The sequence below is a fragment of the Citrobacter sp. Ce104 genome (assembly GCF_030334595.1).
In the GTDB taxonomy this organism is placed as follows: domain Bacteria; phylum Pseudomonadota; class Gammaproteobacteria; order Enterobacterales; family Enterobacteriaceae; genus Citrobacter; species Citrobacter europaeus.
Genome location: NZ_JAOWDP010000068.1, coordinates 364995 through 384836 on the forward strand (window position 1 = coordinate 364995; position 19842 = coordinate 384836).

A 19842-nucleotide genomic window follows, 5' to 3' on the forward strand; every position below is an offset into this window, starting at 1 on the left:
CATCAATCCCGCTGATTTTGATTACTGTTTCTTATGGTAATCCTGTTCCGAACCGCCTACGATCATCATCATAATGAATAAAAAGTTGAGGTGATTATGCGCTGGCAAGGGCGTCGTGAAAGTGACAATGTGGAAGACAGACGAAACAGCTCCGGCGGTGGCCCCTCTATGGGCGGCCCTGGTTTTCGTTTGCCCAGTGGTAAAGGCGGCATCATCCTGCTGATCGTGGTGCTTGTCGCAGGTTATTATGGCGTGGATCTCACCGGATTAATGACCGGTCAGCCTGTTTCCCAACAGCAATCATCACACTCCATCAGCCCAAATGATGATGAAGCAGCGAAATTTACCTCGGTAATTTTGGCCACCACGGAAGATACCTGGGGACAGCAGTTTGAAAAAATGGGGCGGACCTACCAACAACCGAAGCTGGTGATGTATCGCGGAGCAACGCGAACCGGCTGCGGCGCGGGCCAGTCCGTGATGGGACCGTTTTATTGCCCGGCAGATGGCACGGTATATATCGACCTCTCATTCTATGATGACATGAAAAACAAACTGGGCGCCGATGGTGATTTTGCTCAGGGTTATGTTATCGCCCATGAAGTGGGTCACCATGTGCAGAAACTGCTGGGTATTGAACCGAAAGTTCGCCAGATGCAGCAGAATGCCTCACAGGCTGAGGTAAATCGTCTTTCCGTGCGTATGGAACTGCAGGCGGACTGCTTTGCCGGCGTCTGGGGCCACAGTATGCAGCAGCAGGGCGTGCTGGAGTCCGGTGACCTGGAAGAAGCGCTGAACGCCGCTCAGGCCATTGGCGACGATCGCCTGCAGCAGCAGGGACAAGGACGCGTTGTGCCGGACAGCTTTACCCATGGTACTTCCGAGCAGCGTTTTACCTGGTTCAAACGCGGTTTTGACAGCGGCGATCCGGGACAATGTAATACTTTTGGTAAAGGCATTTAAGATACAGAGGCAGGGATGTCTGATATCACGGCGCTGAGCGCGTTAACCGAACAGATGAGCCGCGAAGGGATCCGTCGTCTGCTGATTATCAGCGGCGAAGGGAACTGGTGTCGGGAGCGGGCATTAGCGCTATGCAACATGTTACCCGGCGACTGGCTATGGGTAGGGGCGCAAGCCCCTGCTGAGCCGAACTGCACGCCGCAGGCGCTGCAAACGTTACTGGGGCGCGAGTTCCGTCATGCGGTTTTTGACGCAGGGCAGGGATTTGACGCTGCGGCATTTGCCGCCTTAAGCGGAACGCTGATTGCCGGAAGCTGGCTGGTTTTGCTTACTCCACCCTGGCATAGCTGGCAGACCTATCCGGACGCGGATTCACTGCGCTGGAGCGACTGCGCAGACCCGATTCCAACGCCGCATTTTGTTGAACACGTCAAACGGGTGATTTCCCGTGATGGACAGGCTCTGCACTGGCAACAGCATCTGCCTGCATCCAGCCCAGGTTTTCCTGTTCGTGCAGACTGGCACGCGGCAACCGGTGAACCTCAGCCTGAACAGGCGCTGATTTTAGCGCAGTTGCTGGAGATGCCTCCCGGCGTGGTTGCGGTCACTGCCGCACGTGGCCGGGGCAAATCCGCGCTGGCGGGGCAACTGATAGCACGTATCAACGGGACAGCGATTGTTACCGCGCCTGCCAAAGCGGCAACCGATGTGCTGGCGCAATTTGCCGCAGAGCGTTACCGCTTCATGGCCCCGGATGCGCTGTTAAGCAGTTCTGCAACCGCAGACTGGCTGATTGTAGATGAAGCCGCCGCGATCCCCGCGCCGCTGCTGCACCAACTGGTGGCGCGTTTTCCTCGTACACTGTTAACCACCACCGTTCAGGGCTACGAGGGGACTGGCAGAGGCTTCTTGCTGAAATTCTGCGCCCGCTTCCCCAATCTTCGACGCTATGAGTTGCAACAACCTGTACGCTGGGCGCAGGGATGTCCGCTGGAGCAAATCGTCAGCGATGCGCTGGTGTTTGATGATGAAACGTTCACGCATACCCCATTGGGGGATTTGCACTTCTCGGCGTTTGAGCAACGCGCCTGGCATACAAACCCGGCGCTGCCGTTAGCGGTATATCAACTGCTTTCCGGGGCGCATTATCGCACCTCGCCACTGGACCTGCGGCGGATGATGGATGCGCCAGGGCAGCATTTCCTTCAGGCTTCGGCTGCTGACTCGGTGGCGGGAGCCGTCTGGCTGGTCGATGAGGGGGGATTAACCGCAGAATTAAGCCAGGCCGTCTGGGCCGGATATCGCCGACCAAGAGGCAATCTGGTTGCACAGTCACTGGCGGCGCATGGCGGTGACCCGTTGGCGGCGACGCTTGTCGGGCGACGGGTTAGCCGAATTGCGGTTCATCCCTCGCGCCAGCGAGAAGGTATCGGGCAGCAGTTGATTATGCAGGCCCTGCGTTATTCCATGCAGTGTGATTATCTGTCCGTCAGCTTTGGTTATACGGCTGAACTATGGCGTTTCTGGCAACGCTGCGGTTTTGTGCTGGTACGGATGGGCAATCATCGGGAAGCCAGCAGCGGCTGTTACACCGCTATGGCGATACTTCCCATCAGCGAAGCGGGTAAACGCCTTGCCCAGCGGGAACACCAGCGCCTGCGCAGGGATGCGGAAATTCTTGCGCAGTGGAATGGAGAGCACATTCCGCTGACCCCGCTGAAAGAGGCTACGCTTAATGAGGATGACTGGGCTGAGCTGGCTGGGTTTGCCTTCGCGCATCGACCATTGCTGACATCGCTGGGCTGTCTGAGTCGTCTGCTTGAGCACAGCGAACTGCCTCTTCCGGCGCTTCGCGGGCGTTTACAGGCTAAACACAGCGACGCCGAATTATGCCAACGGCTGAAGATCTCAGGTCGCAAAGCGCTGCTGGCGGTTCAGCGCGCTGAGGCTGCGCAGGCCTTAAAACAGCTGGACGCTGAACGTGAACAGCGGCTACATAATCGCATTATGCAATGGCAATTTTTTCACTAACTTCTTCAATTTCCTGGCATGGTCATTGCGGTTAAGCGGCGTAGAATGATTCTCATCAGTTAAGGAGATCGCCATGAAACATGACCATTTTGTTGTTCAAAGTCCCGATAAACCCGCTCAACAGCTATTGTTGCTGTTTCATGGCGTCGGCGATAACCCGGTTGCCATGGGGGAAATTGGCTCCTGGTTTGCGCCGCTGTTTCCGGATGCGCTAATCGTTAGCATTGGCGGGGCAGAGCCTTACGGTACAACTTCTGGACGTCAGTGGTTTTCGGTGCAGGGCGTAACGGAAGAGAACCGCCAGGCGCGTATTGACGCGATTATGCCAGTGTTTATCGAAACAGTGCGTTACTGGCAGAAGCAAAGCGGCGTTTCACCGCAGGCTACCGCGCTGATTGGTTTTTCTCAGGGTTCTATTATGTCGCTTGAGAGCATCAAAGCCGAGCCGGGGCTGGCGTCGCGGGTCATTGCCTTCAATGGTCGCTATGCCACTTTACCGGAGACGGCAACCACTGCGACTACGGTGCACTTGATTCACGGCGGTGAAGACCGGGTGATTGAGTTATCTCACGCCGTTGCCGCGCAGGAGGCGTTAATTCGCGCCGGTGGGGATGTGACGCTGGATATCGTTGAAAATCTGGGGCACGCCATTGATGAACGCAGCATGCAGTTTGCGCTCGATCATTTGCGTTTTACCGTACCGAAGCACTACTTTGATGAAGCGCTGAGCGGTGGTAAGCCTCACGATGATGATGTGATTGAGATGATTTAACCCGTAGTCCGGATGGTGATGCGAAACCACCATCCGGCTCACGTTGGCTTATTTCTTCGGTTGATCCTTATTCGGCCAATCGTCGTCGTCATCCCATTTATCGTTAAAGTCACGATGCGGGGGAAGTTCCGGCTTATTCGCAAGAAATTTCTTGTGGTCGACGCGCTTGAGATCTTTAATCACGTTCAGCAGTACGCCTACCAAAAACACCAACACCAGAATCCACCAGTACTTTGCCAGCCAATCCATGCTCATTTCCTCTTACAGGAACACTCATCAGGCGACGAGTTGTTCCATGATACGTTGATACATTCGGGCAAGCAGCTGCAGGTCGGCGGCATTAACACATTCATTAATTTTATGAATAGTGGCGTTGACCGGCCCAAGTTCTACTACCTGCGCCCCCATGCGAGCAATAAAACGCCCGTCGGACGTCCCGCCTGTAGTCAGTAACTGCGGTTTAATCTCATTATAGTGCTCAATGGCGTTCACCACCGCATCAACCAGTTTACCGCGTTCTGTCAGGAAAGGCTGACCGGAAAGCCACCAGTCGACGGTATAACGGAGCTGATGTTTCTCCAACAGCGCGTGAACTCGTGCTTTAATCATCTCATCGGTCAGCTCAGTGCTGAAGCGGAAGTTGAACTGGATAAACAGTTCGCCCGGGATAACGTTGTTGCTGCCGGTACCTGCCTGAATATTGGCAATCTGCATGCTGGTCGCCGGGAAGAATTCGTTACCCTGATCCCACTCAATCGCCACCAGTTCGTTGAGCATTGGCGCCGCGCGGTGTACCGGGTTATCGGCCAGATGCGGATAGGCTACGTGGCCCTGCACGCCGTGAATGGTCAGGTTGCAGGTCAGTGAACCGCGACGTCCATTTTTCACCACGTCGCCAACGATCTCCGTACTGGACGGCTCGCCAACCAGACAATAATCCAGTCGCTCATTACGCGCCATCAGCGCTTCAACTACCTTCACGGTGCCGTTTTTAGCGCTGGCTTCCTCGTCGGACGTTATCAAAAACGCCAGACGACCCTGATGGTTTGGATGCTGGGCAACAAAACGCTCTGCGGCCACGACCATCGCCGCCAGCGAACCTTTCATATCCGCTGCGCCACGCCCGAACAACATGCCATCGCGAATGGTCGGTTCGAACGGGGGGTTAATCCAACGATCAACATCGCCAGCAGGCACTACGTCAGTGTGACCGGCAAATGCCAGAGTCTCACCTTTACCGCGCCATGCCCAAAAATTCTGTGTGTCACCAAAATCCATACGCTCAACGGTAAAACCTACCGCGCGCAGGCGTTCAATCATTAACGCCTGGCACCCGGCATCATCCGGGCTCAGGGAAGGACGGCGAATAAGCTGCTGTGTCAGCTCAATAACCGGGCACGACATAGACTACACCTCATTTAAAAACAGAGTATAACTGGATTCACTGAAACCAAGCAGCATAGGCTTACCCGGCGCGCAGAGCAATGGGCGTTTGATAATTGCTGGCATTTCAATCATCAACGCGGCGGCAGAGGAGGCATCTGTGATTTTACTGCGTGTAGCTTCATCCAGTTTACGCCAGGTGGTTCCACGCGTATTGAGCAATGGCTCCCAGCCTAATTCGTTAATAAAAGAGTGCAATAGCGCATTGTCCAGGCCGTCGACGCGATAATCATGAAAGCGGTATTCGACCCCATTGTCTTCGAGCCAGCGTCTGGCCTTTTTAATCGTGTCGCAATTCTTAATGCCGTAGAGGGTAATCATTTGAATCCTTATTGACATAAATTGAATATTTATTCTCGTATTCTATAACTATGAATAATACATATTGTCATCGAATCGTTATAGAAAAATATAACATTGTTGTTGAATGGTGAATAATGATTCCTGAAAGTTCCAAAACTCGCGGGAAACTGAAAATCAGATTTTGCCTGTTTGCATCAGCCTGTTTTTCCATCAGAATTGACAAAGTAGTAGATGATGTATGAATATTTCAAAATATTGCAGTAAGTCACATAAAATTTATGGGTTTAGCGCATAGTGATTACATATACCCCAGCACTGGAGGAAGTAATCACAACCATCGGTTAAATTGCCTTCTTTTAAAGATGATGATTTCGTAGAATGCCCATAATAATAAGAGAGGTTGTTATGATTGAACGTGAACTGGGGAACTGGAAAGACTTTATCGAAGTGATGCTTCGTAAATAATTTTCTGGAAGAAATTCATATCCTGCAAAGGATAAAAAAAGGCGACTCAACGTAAGTCGCCTTTTTTGTGTCCGATTATTCTGGGCGTGGCTTCAACGGGAAGCGTCTGCGCACCAGCACAAAGAACAGAGGAACGAAGTAAATCGCCAGGATAGTGGCTGAAATCATCCCGCCCATTACGCCCGTCCCCACCGCATGTTGACCTCCGGAACCTGCGCCACTGCTGATGGTCATCGGCAGCACCCCAAAGATAAACGCCAGCGACGTCATCAGAATTGGTCGTAAGCGTTGGCGACAGGCATGCAGGGTGGCGTCGAGCAAGTCGTGTCCTTTCTCGTTCATTTCATTGGCGAATTCAACAATCAATATCGCGTTCTTCGCCGAAAGGCCGATAACGGTGAGTAACCCAACCTGGAAGTACACGTCGTTTTCCAGGCCACGCATCCAGGTGGCGAGCAGCGCGCCAATGACCCCCAGCGGCACCACCAGCATGACGGAGAAGGGAACCGACCAGCTTTCGTACAGAGCCGCCAGACACAGGAATACCACCAACAGAGAAATGGCGTACAGGGCGGGAGCCTGAGAACCCGACAGCCGTTCCTGATAGGACATCGCAGTCCATTCGAGGCCGAATCCGGTCGGCAACTGGCGCACCAGCGATTCCATTATGTCCATTGCCGTACCGGTACTGACGCCCGGCGCGGCTTCGCCGACAATCTCGACGGCAGAGTAGCCGTTATAGCGTTCCAGACGCGGTGAACCCGTTTCCCAGCGTGACGTGGCAAAGGCCGAGAAAGGCACCATGCCGCCGCTATTGTTGCGGACGTACCACAGGTTGATGTCGTCCGGAAGCATGCGATATTTTGCCGCCGCCTGTACGTAAACCTTCTTCACGCGCCCCCGGTCCATAAAGTCATTGACGTAGCTGGAGCCCCAGGCCGTTTGCAATGTGTCGTTGATATCATCAATGGAAACGCCCAGTGCCTGGGCTTTGCGCTGATCGATATCAATTTGCAACTGCGGGCTGTCGTCCAGACCATTATGACGAACGCGGGTCAGGGAGGCGTCTTTCCCGGCCAGTTCGATAAGCTTGTCTCGCGCGGCCATTAACGCATCATGGCCCGCACCGGCGTGATCCTGCAGCTCCATATCGAAACCGGCAGAGCTTCCGAGGCCGCTGATAGCTGGAGGGCTGCTGGCGAAGACGCGGGCTTCTTTAATCTTGTTAAAGGCTTTGGTCGCACGTTCAATGATGGCGAAAGAGGTTCCGGTCGTGGTGTCGCGCTCATCCCAGTCTTTTAAGCGGACAAACATACGCGCCACGTTTTGACCGTTCCCGCCAGGGCCGGAGCCGACCGTGGAAAAGACTGACGTAATGTTGTCTTTCTCATGGGTGAAGTAATACTTCTCCACCTCCTCAACCACTTTCAATGTTTGTTGCTGCGTGGAGCCGCTGGGCAACTGCACCGAGGTTGTAAACATGCCGCGGTCTTCCAGGGGCAGGAAGGAGGTTGGCAGGCGCAGGAAAAGGAAAACCATACCGCCGAGCAACAGGCCGTAGATCAGTATCCAGCGCAGGCTGCGGTGCAGGATCCTGGCGACGCCTTTTTCGTAGCGTTCGGCGTTGCGATTAAACATGCGGTTAAACCAGCCAAAGAAACCGGTTTGCCCGTGATGTTCGCCCTTATGCAGCGGTTTGAGCAGGGTGGCGCACAGGGCAGGGGTGAGGATCATCGCTACCAGAACAGACAGCACCATCGCGGAGACGATGGTTATCGAGAACTGGCGGTAAATAGCCCCGGTGGTGCCGCCGAAGAAGGCCATTGGGATAAACACCGCCGACAGTACCATCGCGATACCGACCAGCGCGCCCTGGATTTGACCCATCGATTTCCGCGTCGCTTCCCGCGGCGAAAGGCCTTCCTCGCTCATTATACGCTCGACGTTTTCCACCACCACAATGGCGTCATCGACCAGCAGACCGATCGCCAGCACCATCGCAAACATCGTCAGGGTGTTAACGCTGTAGCCAAAGGCGTAGAGCACCGAGAAGGTGCCCATCAGGACCACGGGAACGGCGATGGTAGGAATCAGCGTGGCGCGGAAGTTTTGCAGGAACAGGTACATCACGAGGAATACCAGCGCGATCGCTTCCAGCAGCGTTTTCACCACGTCGATAATTGAGGCTTTGACAAAGGAGGTGGTTTCATACGCTACCTTGTACTCCAGCCCGTGCGGAAAATACTGCGAAAGCTCGTTCAGGCGGTCGATAACCAGCTCCGCCGTTGCCATTTCATTAGCGCCGGAGGCCAGTTTTACCCCCAGACCGGAAGCCGGGTTGCCGTTGAAGCGGCTGAGGTAGTCATACTTTTCCGCGCCCATTTCGACCGTCGCCACATCGCCCAGTTTAACTTCTGAGCCATCCTGGTTGACGCGTAGCGTAATCGCGCGGAATTCATCCGGAGTCTGCAGCAAAGACTGGGCGTTGATTGTTGCATTTAGCGCCTGCTTGTCCACCGAAGGTGTACCGCCAAGCTGTCCGACGGCAATCTGCGCATTCTGTGACTCGATAGCGTCGGTCACATCTTTGGCGGTCATTTGAAAGCTGTTGAGTTTGGCCGGGTCGAGCCAGATTCGCATGGAATATTGTGAACCGTAAGCATCAATATCGCCCACGCCGTTTATACGGCTGAGCGGATCCTGGATATTACTGGCGACGTAGTCAGCGATGTCCTGCTTATCCATTGAGCCATCAGTGGAGACGAAGGCGATGGTCAGAATGTTGGTGTCCCCGGTCTTACGCACCGTGACCCCCTGATCCTGTACCGCCTGCGGAAGCTTACGCATTGCCGACTGTAGCTGGTTTTGCACCTGCTGGACGGCCTCGTCAGGATCGGTTCCGGCGACGAAGCTCAGCGTAACCGATGCCTGGCCTGTCCCACTGCTCTGCGATGACATATACATCAGATTATCGAGACCGGTCATGTTCTGCTCGATAACCTGGGTGACGGTGTTTTCCAGCGTTTGTGCGGATGCGCCAGGGTAGTTCGCGGTTATCCGCACGTTTGGCGGCGCCAGATCGGGATATTGCTCAACGGGCAGCGAAAAAATAGCCAGGGCTCCTGTCAGGCACAACAGGATAGCTAACACCCAGGCAAAAATGGGGCGATCGATGAAAAAATTCGCCATTAAAAGGGGACCTCGTGTTTCTGCGTATCGTTATGGGTATGACTTGCTTCACTTTAGCGGCAAGGTACGGGTCAAACGTGGAGAAAAAAAGAAGATAATGTAAATTATCATGCCCGTTTACAGCATACCTTTTGTGCCAACGCCGTCAGGCCTGGATCCAGCCCCGACGGCACTTTGCGGTTCTTTACGTTAGTTCACCGTCGGATTCTGCCGAACGAAAACTGATACTCACCAGCGTACCCCCTCCGGAGGGTTGAGAGAAGGTCAGCGTGCCGCTCAGCCTTTCCGCCCGCTCGCGCATAATATTTAACCCATAGTGCCCCGTAGGCTCATGCGGCTCGCCAATGCCGATGCCGTTATCGCGGATATAAACCGTATGATTACCATCGGGTGCTGTTACGCAACTGACGGCAATTTCGGTTGCGTTGGCATGCTTAATCGCGTTCAACACCGCTTCACGGACGATCTGCAGCAGATGCACCTGCATTTGCGCGTCCAGCGCCAGCGTCGGCAATCGGCAATCCAGCGTCAGTTTAGCCGAGGTCTGATTTTGCAGCGTTTCCAGCATTTCATGCAGGGCTGAGGGAAGATCGGCCTGCTGTAAAGTCAGGCGGAAGGTGGTGAGCAGTTCGCGCAACTGGCGGTAGGCATCATTCAGCGCCTGGGAGAAATCCGCCATAATGCTTTGCGCCGGGGCGTTATCTTCCGGGATCGAGCGCTTCAATAGCGTGAGCTGAATACGTAAATAAGAGAGCACCTGCGCCAGCGAGTCGTGCAGCTCGCGTGCAATCGTCGCCCGCTCCTCCATTAACAACAACTGCTGGAAATGTTTTTGCGCCTGGTTGAAGTACAACCCGCGTCCCAGCATTGAGGAGACGCTGTTGAGCAGCGGAGTGGAAGCGTTGGCGTTGGGACTTTGCCAGTGCAGTTCCCCGTAAACGGTTTCCTGCATGGTGACTGGCAGGATCTGCATTGGTAACTCAGGACTTTTAGTCCCTTCGCTAATCCGCCAGTTATCGCCGACGGTGAGTTCCAGGAAATACGCGGCGTCATGCTCGCGGACAATCTGTAAAATATGGCGGAAACAGTGTACGTCAATCTGACTGGTATTTAATGCCTGGGAACACTGATACAACACCTCCAGACGGCGGTTGGCTTCGTGGAGATCGTGGGTCTTCTCAGCGACCGAAGCTTCCAGCGAGCGGTACAGTTTGTGTAATTCACTCGACATCTGGCTGAAGGTTTTACCCAGCAACCCAAGTTCGTTGGGCAAACCGGTATCCAGCGGCGGGATATCAAACTGCCCGTGTTCGATGTGCTGGCTGGCCATCACCAGCTTATTCAGCGGACGCACCACCTGCTGGCGAATTCGCCGCAAGGTAAAGAAGACGAGAGTGAATATGCCGATCCCACCCGCCAGTGAAATTCCAAAAACCAGCATCACTTTGCGTTCGGCATAATGCTGCAGCGCCAGCACAAAGAGATCGATTTGATCGACGTAGTTGTTGATATTGGTCTGGTACCATTTTAAATCGCCATCAATCAGACGGGCGTTCATTTCCAGCCAGTTAGCATGCAGACGTCCATAGCGGATTTTTACCGCTTGTGGCACATACCACGCGTTCAGGTTCTGAAGCGCCGGTGAGTTTAGCGCCTGCTGAAAAAGCTGGCGATGAGCGTTGAGCTGTGCGCTTTGGCTTTGTAGATCGTAACCCAGACGATAACTTTGCATGCGCAATGAGCCAGCAACGTTGATGGCTTCGGCATCGCGCAAGCTGCTGGTCAGCGTGAGCAACGCAATACCCGTTGAGAGAATCGACAACAGCACGATGTAAAAAAAAGCTTTAGCCAGACTGGCCGAGACCGGACGCTTTACCGTCACTTGTGCATCCTCACACAATACACGTCGCGCCTTAAAACAGCCTGAACGATGCGGTGTATTTGATAAATGTTAATAAAACGCCATGAAACTGGATGGTAACTGAAACACAATTTCATATGCGATGAAATAAATTGATCTGCCACAGGTTCTGGATAAATAGTTGTGCTTCCTGGGCAAATGAACATTGCCGCTTCCTTCCGTGTCGGTTAATAACACTCTTATAAAGAATAAGGTTTTTGCAACCAAAAAAGAAGGAAGCCATGAATCGTTTTATTATGGTCAATAGCCAGCAGTGCCTGGGATGCCATGCCTGTGAGGTCGCCTGCGTCATGGCTCACAACGACGAGCAGCATGTCCTGAGCCAGAGGCATTTCCAGCCCCGAATTACCGTCATTAAACATCAGCAGCAGCGTAGCGCAGTGACCTGCCACCACTGTGAAGATGCGCCCTGCGCCAGAAGTTGCCCGAACGGGGCAATCAGCCATGATAACGACAGCGTGCAGGTGAATCCGCAAAAGTGCATTGGCTGTAAATCATGCGTTGTAGCCTGTCCTTTCGGCACGATGCAGATCGTACTCACTCCCGTAGCCAAAGGGAAGGTGAAAGCCACCGCGCACAAATGTGATTTGTGTCAGGGACGCGAACAGGGACCTGCCTGCGTCGAGAACTGTCCGGCACAGGCGTTACAGCTGGTGACGGAAAATTCGCTTACCGGCCTGTCAAAAGCGCGCAGGCTGCGTACCGCCAGTCTGGAAAGCCAGCCATGGCATGCCAGCGCTACCGATTTTGTTCCACATGTCATCACCAAACGTGAGCAAATGCAGGCGACGCCTGCGCGGGGCGAGCCGGATAAGCTGGCGATTGAGGCCCGTAAAACCAGCTTTGAAGAGATCTATTTGCCGTTTCGTACGGCGCAGGCGGAACGGGAAGCATCCCGCTGCCTGAAATGCGGCGACCACAGTATTTGCGAATGGACCTGCCCACTGCATAACCATATTCCTCAGTGGATTGAACTGGTCAAAGCCGGGAACATCGATGCGGCGGTTGAGCTTTCTCACCAGACTAACTGCCTGCCGGAAGTGACCGGGCGCGTGTGTCCACAGGACCGGCTTTGCGAAGGAGCATGCACGGTACGTAGCGAACAGGGCGCGGTGACTATCGGTAATATTGAGCGTTACATCTCCGATCGTGCCCTGAGCAAAGGATGGCGACCGGACTTAAGCCACGTGCAGAAAGTGGACAAGCGGGTTGCTATCATCGGCGCAGGCCCGGCGGGTCTGGCCTGCGCCGATGTGCTGGCGCGCAGCGGTATCAGCGCCACCGTGTACGATCGCCATCCTGAAATCGGCGGTTTGCTGACGTTCGGCATTCCGGCCTTCAAGCTGGACAAATCGCTGCTGGCGCGCCGTCGTGAAATCTTCAGCGCCATGGGTATTCATTTCGAACTGAACTGTGAAGTAGGTAAGGATGTCGCGCTTGAAACGCTGCTGGAGGATTACGATGCCGTGTTCGTGGGCGTAGGAACCTATCGTTCCATGAAGGCGGATCTGCCGAATGAAGACGCGCCTGGCGTATATGATGCGCTGCCGTTCCTGATCGGCAACACTAAGCAGGTGATGGGGCTGGAAGAGCTGCCTGACGAGCCGTATATCGACACCGCCGGACTAAACGTGGTTGTACTGGGCGGAGGCGATACGGCAATGGACTGCGTGCGTACCGCACTGCGCCATGGCGCAAGCCAGGTGACCTGCGCCTATCGTCGTGATGAAGCCAATATGCCCGGTTCGAAAAAAGAGGTGAAGAACGCTCGGGAAGAAGGAGCAAACTTCGAGTTTAACGTCCAGCCGGTTGAGCTGGTGTTGCATGCCGATGGGCGAGTCAGCGGCGTGCGTTTTTTACGTACACAGCTTGGCGAGCCGGATGCGCAGGGCCGCCGACGCCCGGTTCCCATCGCCGGGAGTGAGTTTGTCATGCCCGCAGATGCGGTGATCATGGCGTTTGGCTTTCACCCGCACGGCATGCCGTGGCTGGAGTCGCATGGCGTTAAGGTCGATAACTGGGGGCGCATTGCTGCCGATGTTGAAAGCGCATACCGATATCAAACCAGTAATCCGAAAATCTTTGCCGGTGGCGACGCGGTACGCGGTGCGGACCTGGTGGTGACGGCCATGGCGGAAGGACGGCATGCTGCCCAGGGGATAGTCGACTGGCTGGGCGTAAAATCAGTCAAATCTCATTAATCGGCGAGTAGGCCGGATAAAACGCGTTAGCGTTGCCATCCGGCAATGTGCCGCATGCATGCCTGATGGCGCTTTGCTTATCAGGCCTACATTGTTCCAAGACAAACCCGGTTTCACGGCGTAGTATTATTTCTCACTTCTTGCTGTGGAGCCGGTATGTCGCAAAAAATTACCCTCATCAAAGATAAAGTCCTCTCCGATAACTACTTCATCCTGCGCAATATTACCTATGACCTGACCCGTAGCACTGGGGAGGTGATTCGTCATAAGCGCGAGGTTTACGATCGCGGTAACGGCGCTACTATCCTGCTGTATAACCCGGAGAAGAAAACAGTGGTGTTAATCCGCCAGTTTCGTGTCGCCACCTGGGTCAACGGTAACGAAGATGGTCAACTGATTGAAACCTGCGCCGGGCTACTGGATAACGACGAACCGGAAGCGTGTATTCGTAAAGAGGCGATTGAAGAGACCGGCTATGAAGTGGGTGAAGTGCGTAAACTGTTCGAACTCTACATGTCGCCGGGCGGCGTAACGGAGCTGATCCATTTCTTTATCGCGCAATACAGCGACAGTCAGCGGGCAAACGCCGGCGGCGGTGTGGAAGATGAAGATATTGAGGTTCTGGAGCTGCCGTTCGCACAGGCGCTGGAAATGATTAAAACGGGTGAGATCCGTGACGGTAAAACGGTGCTTTTACTGAACTATTTGCAGTCGTCGCATCTCATGGATTAATGCACGGGATTTATATTTCTTTACAAATTTTCGGCCAATCCGACGATTCTTATTGAGCCACATCAGTCGCGCAAGGAAGATACCGCTTAGGCTGTGTGTTTTGACTTCGGGGTTGTACCGTCCATGCGCTATCGCGTTATTTTGCTTTTCCTGCTCGGGTTGCTACCCGTCCGTTTGCTGTGGGCTGCACCCGCTCAGCAAGCGTTTTCTGACTGGCAGGTAACGTGCAATAACCAAAACTTTTGCGTGGCGCGCAATACCGTTGAACATCACGGCCTGGTCATGACCTTAAGCCGCAGCGCCGGGGCGCATACCGACGCCGTGTTGCGTATTGAACTGGGTGGGTTGGAAACATCCACTGTCAAAGAGAGCGATATTGCGCCGCGTCTGCTCCTGGATGGCGCGCCGCTCTCGCTTCGCGGCGAACACTGGCGTATTACTCCCCGGCAACTGATGACCGACGATCCGGCGACCATCAGCGCCTTTTTACAAACCGTACAGGACGCGAAGGCGATAACCCTGCAAAAAGGGTCGCAAACCCTGTCACTGGATGGGCTAAAAGCCGCGCTGCTGTTTATCGACGCCCAACAAAAACGGGTCGGTAGCGAAACCGCATGGATCGAAAAAGGCGACGAGCCTCCGCTCAGCGTTCCTCCGGCTCCCGCACTGAAAGGCGTGGCGGTCATTAATCCAACGCCAACGCCTCTCACACAGCAGGAGCGCAGTGAACTGCTGGACTACGGTAACTGGCGGATCAACGGTATTCGCTGCTCGATCGATCCGCTGCGGCGCGAGATGCGCGTTACGGCCCTGACGGATGATAAAGCGCTGCTGATGATTGGCTGTGAGGCCGGGGCGTATAACACCATCGATCTGGCGTGGGTGGTTTCACGCACTAACCCTATGACTTCACGCGCGGTACGCCTGAGCCTGCCTTTTAAAACGGATGCGGAAAGTCGCGATATGGAGTTGACCAACGCCACGTTTGACGAGAAGTCGCGGGAGCTGGTAACCCTCGCCAAAGGACGAGGGATGGCAGATTGCGGTATCCAGACCCGCTGGCGCTATGATGGACAGCGGTTTCGCCTGGTGCGCTACGCCCAGGAGCCTAGCTGTGATAACTGGCATGGGCCAGATGCCTGGCCCACGCTGTGGATCACGCGTTAAGCACTTTGTGCGCTTTGTCGACGATGTTATCCACCGTAAAGCCGAAGAATGGGAACAACTTGTCCGCCGGTGCTGACTCCCCATAACCCGTCATGCCGACAATCGCCCCTTTCAGTCCAACATATTTGTACCAGTAGTCGGCAATGCCAGCCTCTACCGCCACGCGCGCGCTGACGTTTGCCGGCAAGACCGACTCCCGGTACGCCTCATCCTGGGCGTCGAAGATATCGGTTGAGGGCAGAGAAACCACCCGCACGTTACGACCTTCGCCGGTCAGTTTTTCCGCCGCCAGCAGCGTGATTTCCATTTCTGAACCGGTAGCAATGAGAATAACATCCGGCTTACCACCGCCATCCTTCAGCACATAGCCACCGCGGGCAATTTGCTGTACCTGCTCAGGCGTGCGTTCAACCTGCGCCAGATTCTGCCTCGAGAGGATCAGCGCCGTTGGCCCGTCATGGCGTTCGACCGCCAGCTTCCAGCCTACCGCCGCCTCAACCTGATCGCACGGCCGCCAGGTGCTGAAATTAGGCGTCAGACGCAGGCTGGCGAGCTGTTCAACGGCCTGGTGCGTAGGACCATCTTCCCCCAGACCAATCGAGTCGTGGGTATAAACCATAATTTGTCGGGCTTTCATCAGCGCCGCCATGCGCGCAGCATTACGGGCGTATTCAACAAACATCAGGAACGTTGCGGTGTACGGTACGAAGCCCCCGTGGTGTGCGATACCGTTGGCAATCGCGGTCATGCCAAATTCCCGCACGCCGTAGTGAATGTAATTTCCTGCATGATCCTCTTTAAGAGAAGTGGAGCCTTTCCAGATAGTCAGATTGCTGGGCGCCAGATCCGCAGAGCCGCCAAGCAGCTCAGGTAGTATCGGCCCGTAGGCGTTAAGGGTATTTTGCGAGGCCTTACGGGTGGCGATTTTGGCCGGATTGGCCTGCAGCTCGGTAATATATTTCTGCGTTGTTGCTTCCCACTCCTTCGGCAGTCCGCCGCTCATCCGGCGGGTAAACTCTGCCGCTAGCTCCGGATGCGCTTGTCGATACCCCGCGAATTTCTCATTCCAGCCCTGTTGCGCTTTTTCGCCTTTCTCGCGTGCGTCCCACGCCCGGTAAATCTCTTTGGGGATTTCAAAAGCAGGATGATGCCATCCCAGCTTCTGCCGGGTCAGCGCCACTTCTTCTTCGCCCAGCGCTGCGCCGTGCGCTTCCTCTTTCCCGGCTTTGTTCGGTGAACCAAAACCAATTACCGTGCGGCAGATAATCAGCGACGGCTTATCGGTAACAGACTGCGCTTCCTGAATCGCTTTTTTCACCGCCTCAGGGTCATGACCGTCAATCTCATGCACCACATGCCAGTGATAGGCCTCAAAGCGTTTCGCGGTATCGTCGGTAAACCAGCCGTCGGTTTCGCCATCAATCGAGATGCCGTTGTGATCGTAAAAGCCAATGAGTTTACCCAGTCCCAGGGTGCCCGCCAGCGAGCACGCTTCGTGAGAAATGCCCTCCATCAGACAGCCATCGCCCATGAATACGTAGGTAAAATGGCTGACAATTTCATGATCCGGCTGGTTAAACTGCGCTGCCAGCGTGCGTTCGGCAATTGCCATCCCGACTGCGTTGGCTAAACCCTGGCCCAGCGGGCCGGTGGTGGTTTCCACTCCCGGCGTGTAGCCAATTTCCGGGTGTCCTGGGGTCTTCGAATGGAGCTGGCGGAAATTCTTTAACTCGTCGAGCGGCAGGTCATAGCCGGAAAGATGCAGCAGGCTGTAAAGCAGCATTGAGGCGTGGCCATTGGACAAAATAAACCGGTCACGATCGTACCAGGTAGGATCGGTCGGGTTATGGCGCAGAAAATCGTTCCATAGCACTTCAGCGATATCGGCCATCCCCATTGGTGCTCCAGGGTGGCCGGAGTTAGCTTTTTGGACGGCATCCATACTTAGCGCACGAATGGCATTGGCAAGCTCTTTACGGGTCATAGGAAATACTCCTTGAAAAGTAAAGTGTTAGATGCGTGTTGTGATTCACACTTTTGGGAAAATTGCGGGCGTTGTCAGCAAAAAGCATAGCAGACAAGCATGGTATTGCTGGATTAAGCAGGTAACATGGCTGTTATAAATTGATAACAAATTCTTTCTTTGAATGGTGAGAGTTTGGGGACCTTCAAAGTTTGTGCCGTTGACTGGGGTGATAATGTGCGGCTCAGTAGAATGGTTACCCGCGCCACTTTTTTTGATAGATACGTGAAAGGAACAACAAGATGGATGACCAGTTAAAACAAAGCGCCCTCGATTTCCACGAGTTTCCGGTACCCGGTAAAATCCAGGTTTCTCCGACCAAGCCTCTGGCAACGCAGCGCGATCTGGCGCTGGCCTACTCGCCGGGCGTGGCTGCACCGTGTCTGGAAATTGAGAAAGACCCGCTGGCCGCCTACAAATATACCGCGCGCGGCAACCTGGTTGCGGTTATTTCCAACGGTACAGCGGTGCTGGGCCTCGGCAACATTGGCGCGCTGGCCGGTAAGCCGGTAATGGAAGGCAAAGGCGTTCTGTTTAAGAAATTCGCCGGGATTGATGTTTTCGACATCGAAGTGGATGAACTCGATCCGGATAAATTTATCAATGTGGTTGCGGCCCTGGAACCCACGTTTGGCGGCATCAACCTCGAAGATATTAAAGCGCCGGAGTGCTTCTACATTGAGCAAAAACTGCGCGAGCGCATGAATATTCCGGTCTTCCACGATGATCAACACGGTACGGCAATCATCAGTACTGCCGCTATTCTGAACGGTCTGCGGGTGGTTGAGAAAAATATCTCTGACGTGCGCATGGTGGTGTCTGGCGCAGGCGCAGCGGCGATTGCCTGTATGAATCTGCTGGTGGCGCTCGGGATGCAGAAGCACAATATTGTGGTCTGCGACTCCAAAGGCGTGATTTACAAAGACCGCGAACCGAATATGGCGGAAACCAAAGCGGCTTATGCGGTGGTAGATGACGGTAAGCGTACGCTGGATGATGTGATTGACGGCGCAGATATTTTCCTCGGTTGCTCCGGTCCGAAAGTGCTGACCCAGGAAATGGTTAAGAAGATGGCGCGTGCGCCAATGATCCTGGCGCTCGCCAACCCGGAACCGGAAATCCTGCCGCCGCTGGCAAAAGAGGTGCGTTCCGACGCCATCATTTGCACCGGTCGTTCTGACTACCCGAACCAGGTTAACAACGTCCTGTGCTTCCCGTTCATCTTCCGCGGCGCGCTGGATGTCGGCGCTACCGCCATCAACGAAGAGATGAAACTGGCTGCGGTACATGCCATTGCTGAGTTGGCGCACGCCGAACAGAGCGAAGTGGTGGCCTCTGCTTATGGCGATCAGGACCTGAGCTTCGGCCCGGAATACATCATTCCGAAACCTTTCGACCCGCGTCTGATCGTCAAAATAGCCCCTGCGGTGGCGAAGGCGGCGATGGACTCCGGTGTGGCAACGCGTCCGATTGCCGACTTTGACGCTTACATCGATAAGCTGAGCGAATTCGTCTACAAAACCAACCTGTTTATGAAGCCGATTTTCTCCCTGGCACGCAAAGCGCCGAAGCGCGTGGTGCTGACGGAAGGGGAAGAGGCGCGTGTGCTGCATGCCACCCAGGAGCTGATCACGTTAGGTCTGGCGAAGCCGATCCTGATCGGTCGTCCGAGCGTTATCGAAATGCGTATCCAGAAACTGGGTTTGCAGATCAAAGCGGGCGTCGATTTTGAAATCGTCAACAACGAGTCCGATCCGCGCTTCAAAGAGTACTGGAGCGAGTACTATCAGATTATGAAACGCCGTGGGATTACCCAGGAGCAGGCGCAGCGCGCGGTGATTGCCAATACTACGGTGATCGGCGCGATCATGGTGCAGCGCGGCGAAGCGGATGCGATGATCTGCGGTACGATTGGCGACTACCATGAACACTTCAGCGTGGTGAAAGAGGTGTTTGGTCATCGCGATGGCGTGCATACTGCCGGGGCGATGAACGCCTTGCTGCTGCCAAGCGGTAACACCTTTATCGCCGATACCTACGTCAACGATGACCCTACGCCGGAGCAACTGGCTGAAATCGCCGTGATGGCGGCAGAAACCGTACGTCGCTTTGGTATCGAACCGAGGGTGGCGCTGCTGTCCCACTCCAACTTTGGTTCATCTGACTGTCCATCGGCCAGCAAAATGCGCGATGCGCTGGAGCTGATTAAGGCGCGTGCGCCAGAGTTGATGATTGACGGCGAAATGCACGGCGACGCCGCGCTGGTGGAAAGCATCCGTAATGACCGTATGCCGGACAGTCCGCTGAAAGGCTCAGCGAATATTCTGGTGATGCCGAATATGGAAGCTGCCCGTATTAGTTACAACTTACTACGCGTTTCCAGTTCTGAAGGCGTTACGGTTGGCCCCGTGCTGATGGGGGTTGCAAAACCGGTTCACGTATTAACGCCGATCGCCTCTGTTCGTCGTATCGTTAATATGGTGGCGCTGGCGGTCGTAGAAGCCCAAACGCAGCCGCTGTAATTTCACTTTAATTTATTTCCGGCGCGGGTTTCTCTCGCGCCTTTTTATTTTCCCTTTCTTAGTGATCCACTTCACCTTTTAAACCTGGTTGCCGAATTTTGTTATTTACT

14 protein-coding genes are annotated in these 19842 nt (G+C 54.6%); 8 read left to right on the forward strand and 6 right to left on the reverse strand.

Features of this window, described 5'->3' with window-relative positions:
* Positions 1 to 96 precede the first annotated feature (96 nt).
* The 3 genes from ypfJ to ypfH all read left to right on the forward strand — a co-directional run bounded on the left by ypfJ (position 97) and on the right by ypfH (position 3766).
* Complete coding sequence (ypfJ, locus tag OGW16_RS20115) at positions 97 to 963, forward strand: KPN_02809 family neutral zinc metallopeptidase (RefSeq protein ID WP_005121887.1); 867 nt, start codon at positions 97 to 99, stop codon at positions 961 to 963.
* A 15-nt stretch (positions 964 to 978) separates the two neighbouring features.
* Positions 979 to 2994, forward strand: coding sequence for a tRNA(Met) cytidine acetyltransferase TmcA (locus tag OGW16_RS20120; RefSeq protein ID WP_286518726.1), 2016 nt, complete (start codon positions 979 to 981; stop codon positions 2992 to 2994).
* A 73-nt stretch (positions 2995 to 3067) separates the two neighbouring features.
* Positions 3068 to 3766 (forward strand): esterase, encoded by a 699-nt coding sequence (gene ypfH, locus OGW16_RS20125; protein ID WP_047409580.1) that lies wholly within the window; start codon positions 3068 to 3070, stop codon positions 3764 to 3766.
* A gap of 48 nt (positions 3767 to 3814) precedes the next feature.
* Here the strand turns inward: ypfH and OGW16_RS20130 are convergent, their stop codons facing one another.
* Genes OGW16_RS20130 through OGW16_RS20140 form a run of 3 tightly spaced genes read right to left on the reverse strand, consistent with a single transcriptional unit; the run spans position 3815 to position 5530 of the window.
* The gene (locus OGW16_RS20130; RefSeq protein ID WP_003835080.1) at positions 3815 to 4015 is read right to left on the reverse strand and encodes a YpfN family protein; all 201 of its coding nucleotides are present in this window, start codon (positions 4013 to 4015) and stop codon (positions 3815 to 3817) included.
* Positions 4016 to 4042: 27 nt separating this feature from the next.
* The gene (dapE, locus tag OGW16_RS20135; RefSeq protein ID WP_003037976.1) at positions 4043 to 5170 is read right to left on the reverse strand and encodes a succinyl-diaminopimelate desuccinylase; all 1128 of its coding nucleotides are present in this window, start codon (positions 5168 to 5170) and stop codon (positions 4043 to 4045) included.
* Between the two features lie 3 nt (positions 5171 to 5173).
* Positions 5174 to 5530, reverse strand: a complete 357-nt coding sequence (locus OGW16_RS20140) for an ArsC family reductase (RefSeq protein WP_100194646.1) — start codon at positions 5528 to 5530, stop codon at positions 5174 to 5176.
* Positions 5531 to 5917: 387 nt separating this feature from the next.
* Here OGW16_RS20140 and ypfM point away from each other — a divergent pair, with 387 nt between their 5' ends.
* Entirely contained in the window at positions 5918 to 5977 is a 60-nt protein-coding gene (gene ypfM / locus OGW16_RS20145) for a protein YpfM (RefSeq protein ID WP_001386977.1), read from the forward strand.
* 75 nt (positions 5978 to 6052) lie between these two features.
* Here the strand turns inward: ypfM and acrD are convergent, their stop codons facing one another.
* Both acrD and narQ read right to left on the reverse strand, forming a co-directional pair.
* Positions 6053 to 9166 carry a multidrug efflux RND transporter permease AcrD gene (acrD, locus tag OGW16_RS20150; protein ID WP_043017160.1) on the reverse strand — a complete coding sequence of 1038 codons (3114 nt, stop codon included), beginning with the start codon at positions 9164 to 9166 and terminating at the stop codon, positions 6053 to 6055.
* Positions 9167 to 9350: 184 nt separating this feature from the next.
* Positions 9351 to 11048 (reverse strand): nitrate/nitrite two-component system sensor histidine kinase NarQ, encoded by a 1698-nt coding sequence (gene narQ / locus OGW16_RS20155; RefSeq protein ID WP_181231198.1) that lies wholly within the window; start codon positions 11046 to 11048, stop codon positions 9351 to 9353.
* A 260-nt stretch (positions 11049 to 11308) separates the two neighbouring features.
* Here narQ and aegA point away from each other — a divergent pair, with 260 nt between their 5' ends.
* The 3 genes from aegA (at position 11309) to OGW16_RS20170 (ending at position 15187) form a co-directional block, all read left to right on the forward strand.
* Positions 11309 to 13288: a formate-dependent uric acid utilization protein AegA gene (aegA, locus tag OGW16_RS20160; protein ID WP_286518727.1), complete on the forward strand. Its 1980-nt coding sequence runs from the start codon at positions 11309 to 11311 to the stop codon at positions 13286 to 13288.
* Between the two features lie 156 nt (positions 13289 to 13444).
* On the forward strand, positions 13445 to 14020 hold the full coding sequence (gene nudK, locus OGW16_RS20165; RefSeq protein WP_213733281.1) for a GDP-mannose pyrophosphatase NudK: 576 nt from the start codon (positions 13445 to 13447) through the stop codon (positions 14018 to 14020).
* Positions 14021 to 14143: 123 nt separating this feature from the next.
* Complete coding sequence (locus tag OGW16_RS20170) at positions 14144 to 15187, forward strand: DUF1176 domain-containing protein (RefSeq protein WP_286518728.1); 1044 nt, start codon at positions 14144 to 14146, stop codon at positions 15185 to 15187.
* Here OGW16_RS20170 and tkt read toward each other — a convergent pair.
* A complete protein-coding gene (gene tkt / locus OGW16_RS20175; protein WP_047409594.1) occupies positions 15177 to 17171 on the reverse strand; it encodes a transketolase in 1995 nt (664 codons plus the stop codon). The two genes, OGW16_RS20170 and tkt, sit on opposite strands and share 11 nt — an antisense overlap.
* 281 nt (positions 17172 to 17452) lie before the next feature.
* Here tkt and maeB point away from each other — a divergent pair, with 281 nt between their 5' ends.
* Complete coding sequence (gene maeB / locus OGW16_RS20180) at positions 17453 to 19732, forward strand: NADP-dependent oxaloacetate-decarboxylating malate dehydrogenase (RefSeq protein WP_043017155.1); 2280 nt, start codon at positions 17453 to 17455, stop codon at positions 19730 to 19732.
* Positions 19733 to 19842: the final 110 nt, after the last annotated feature.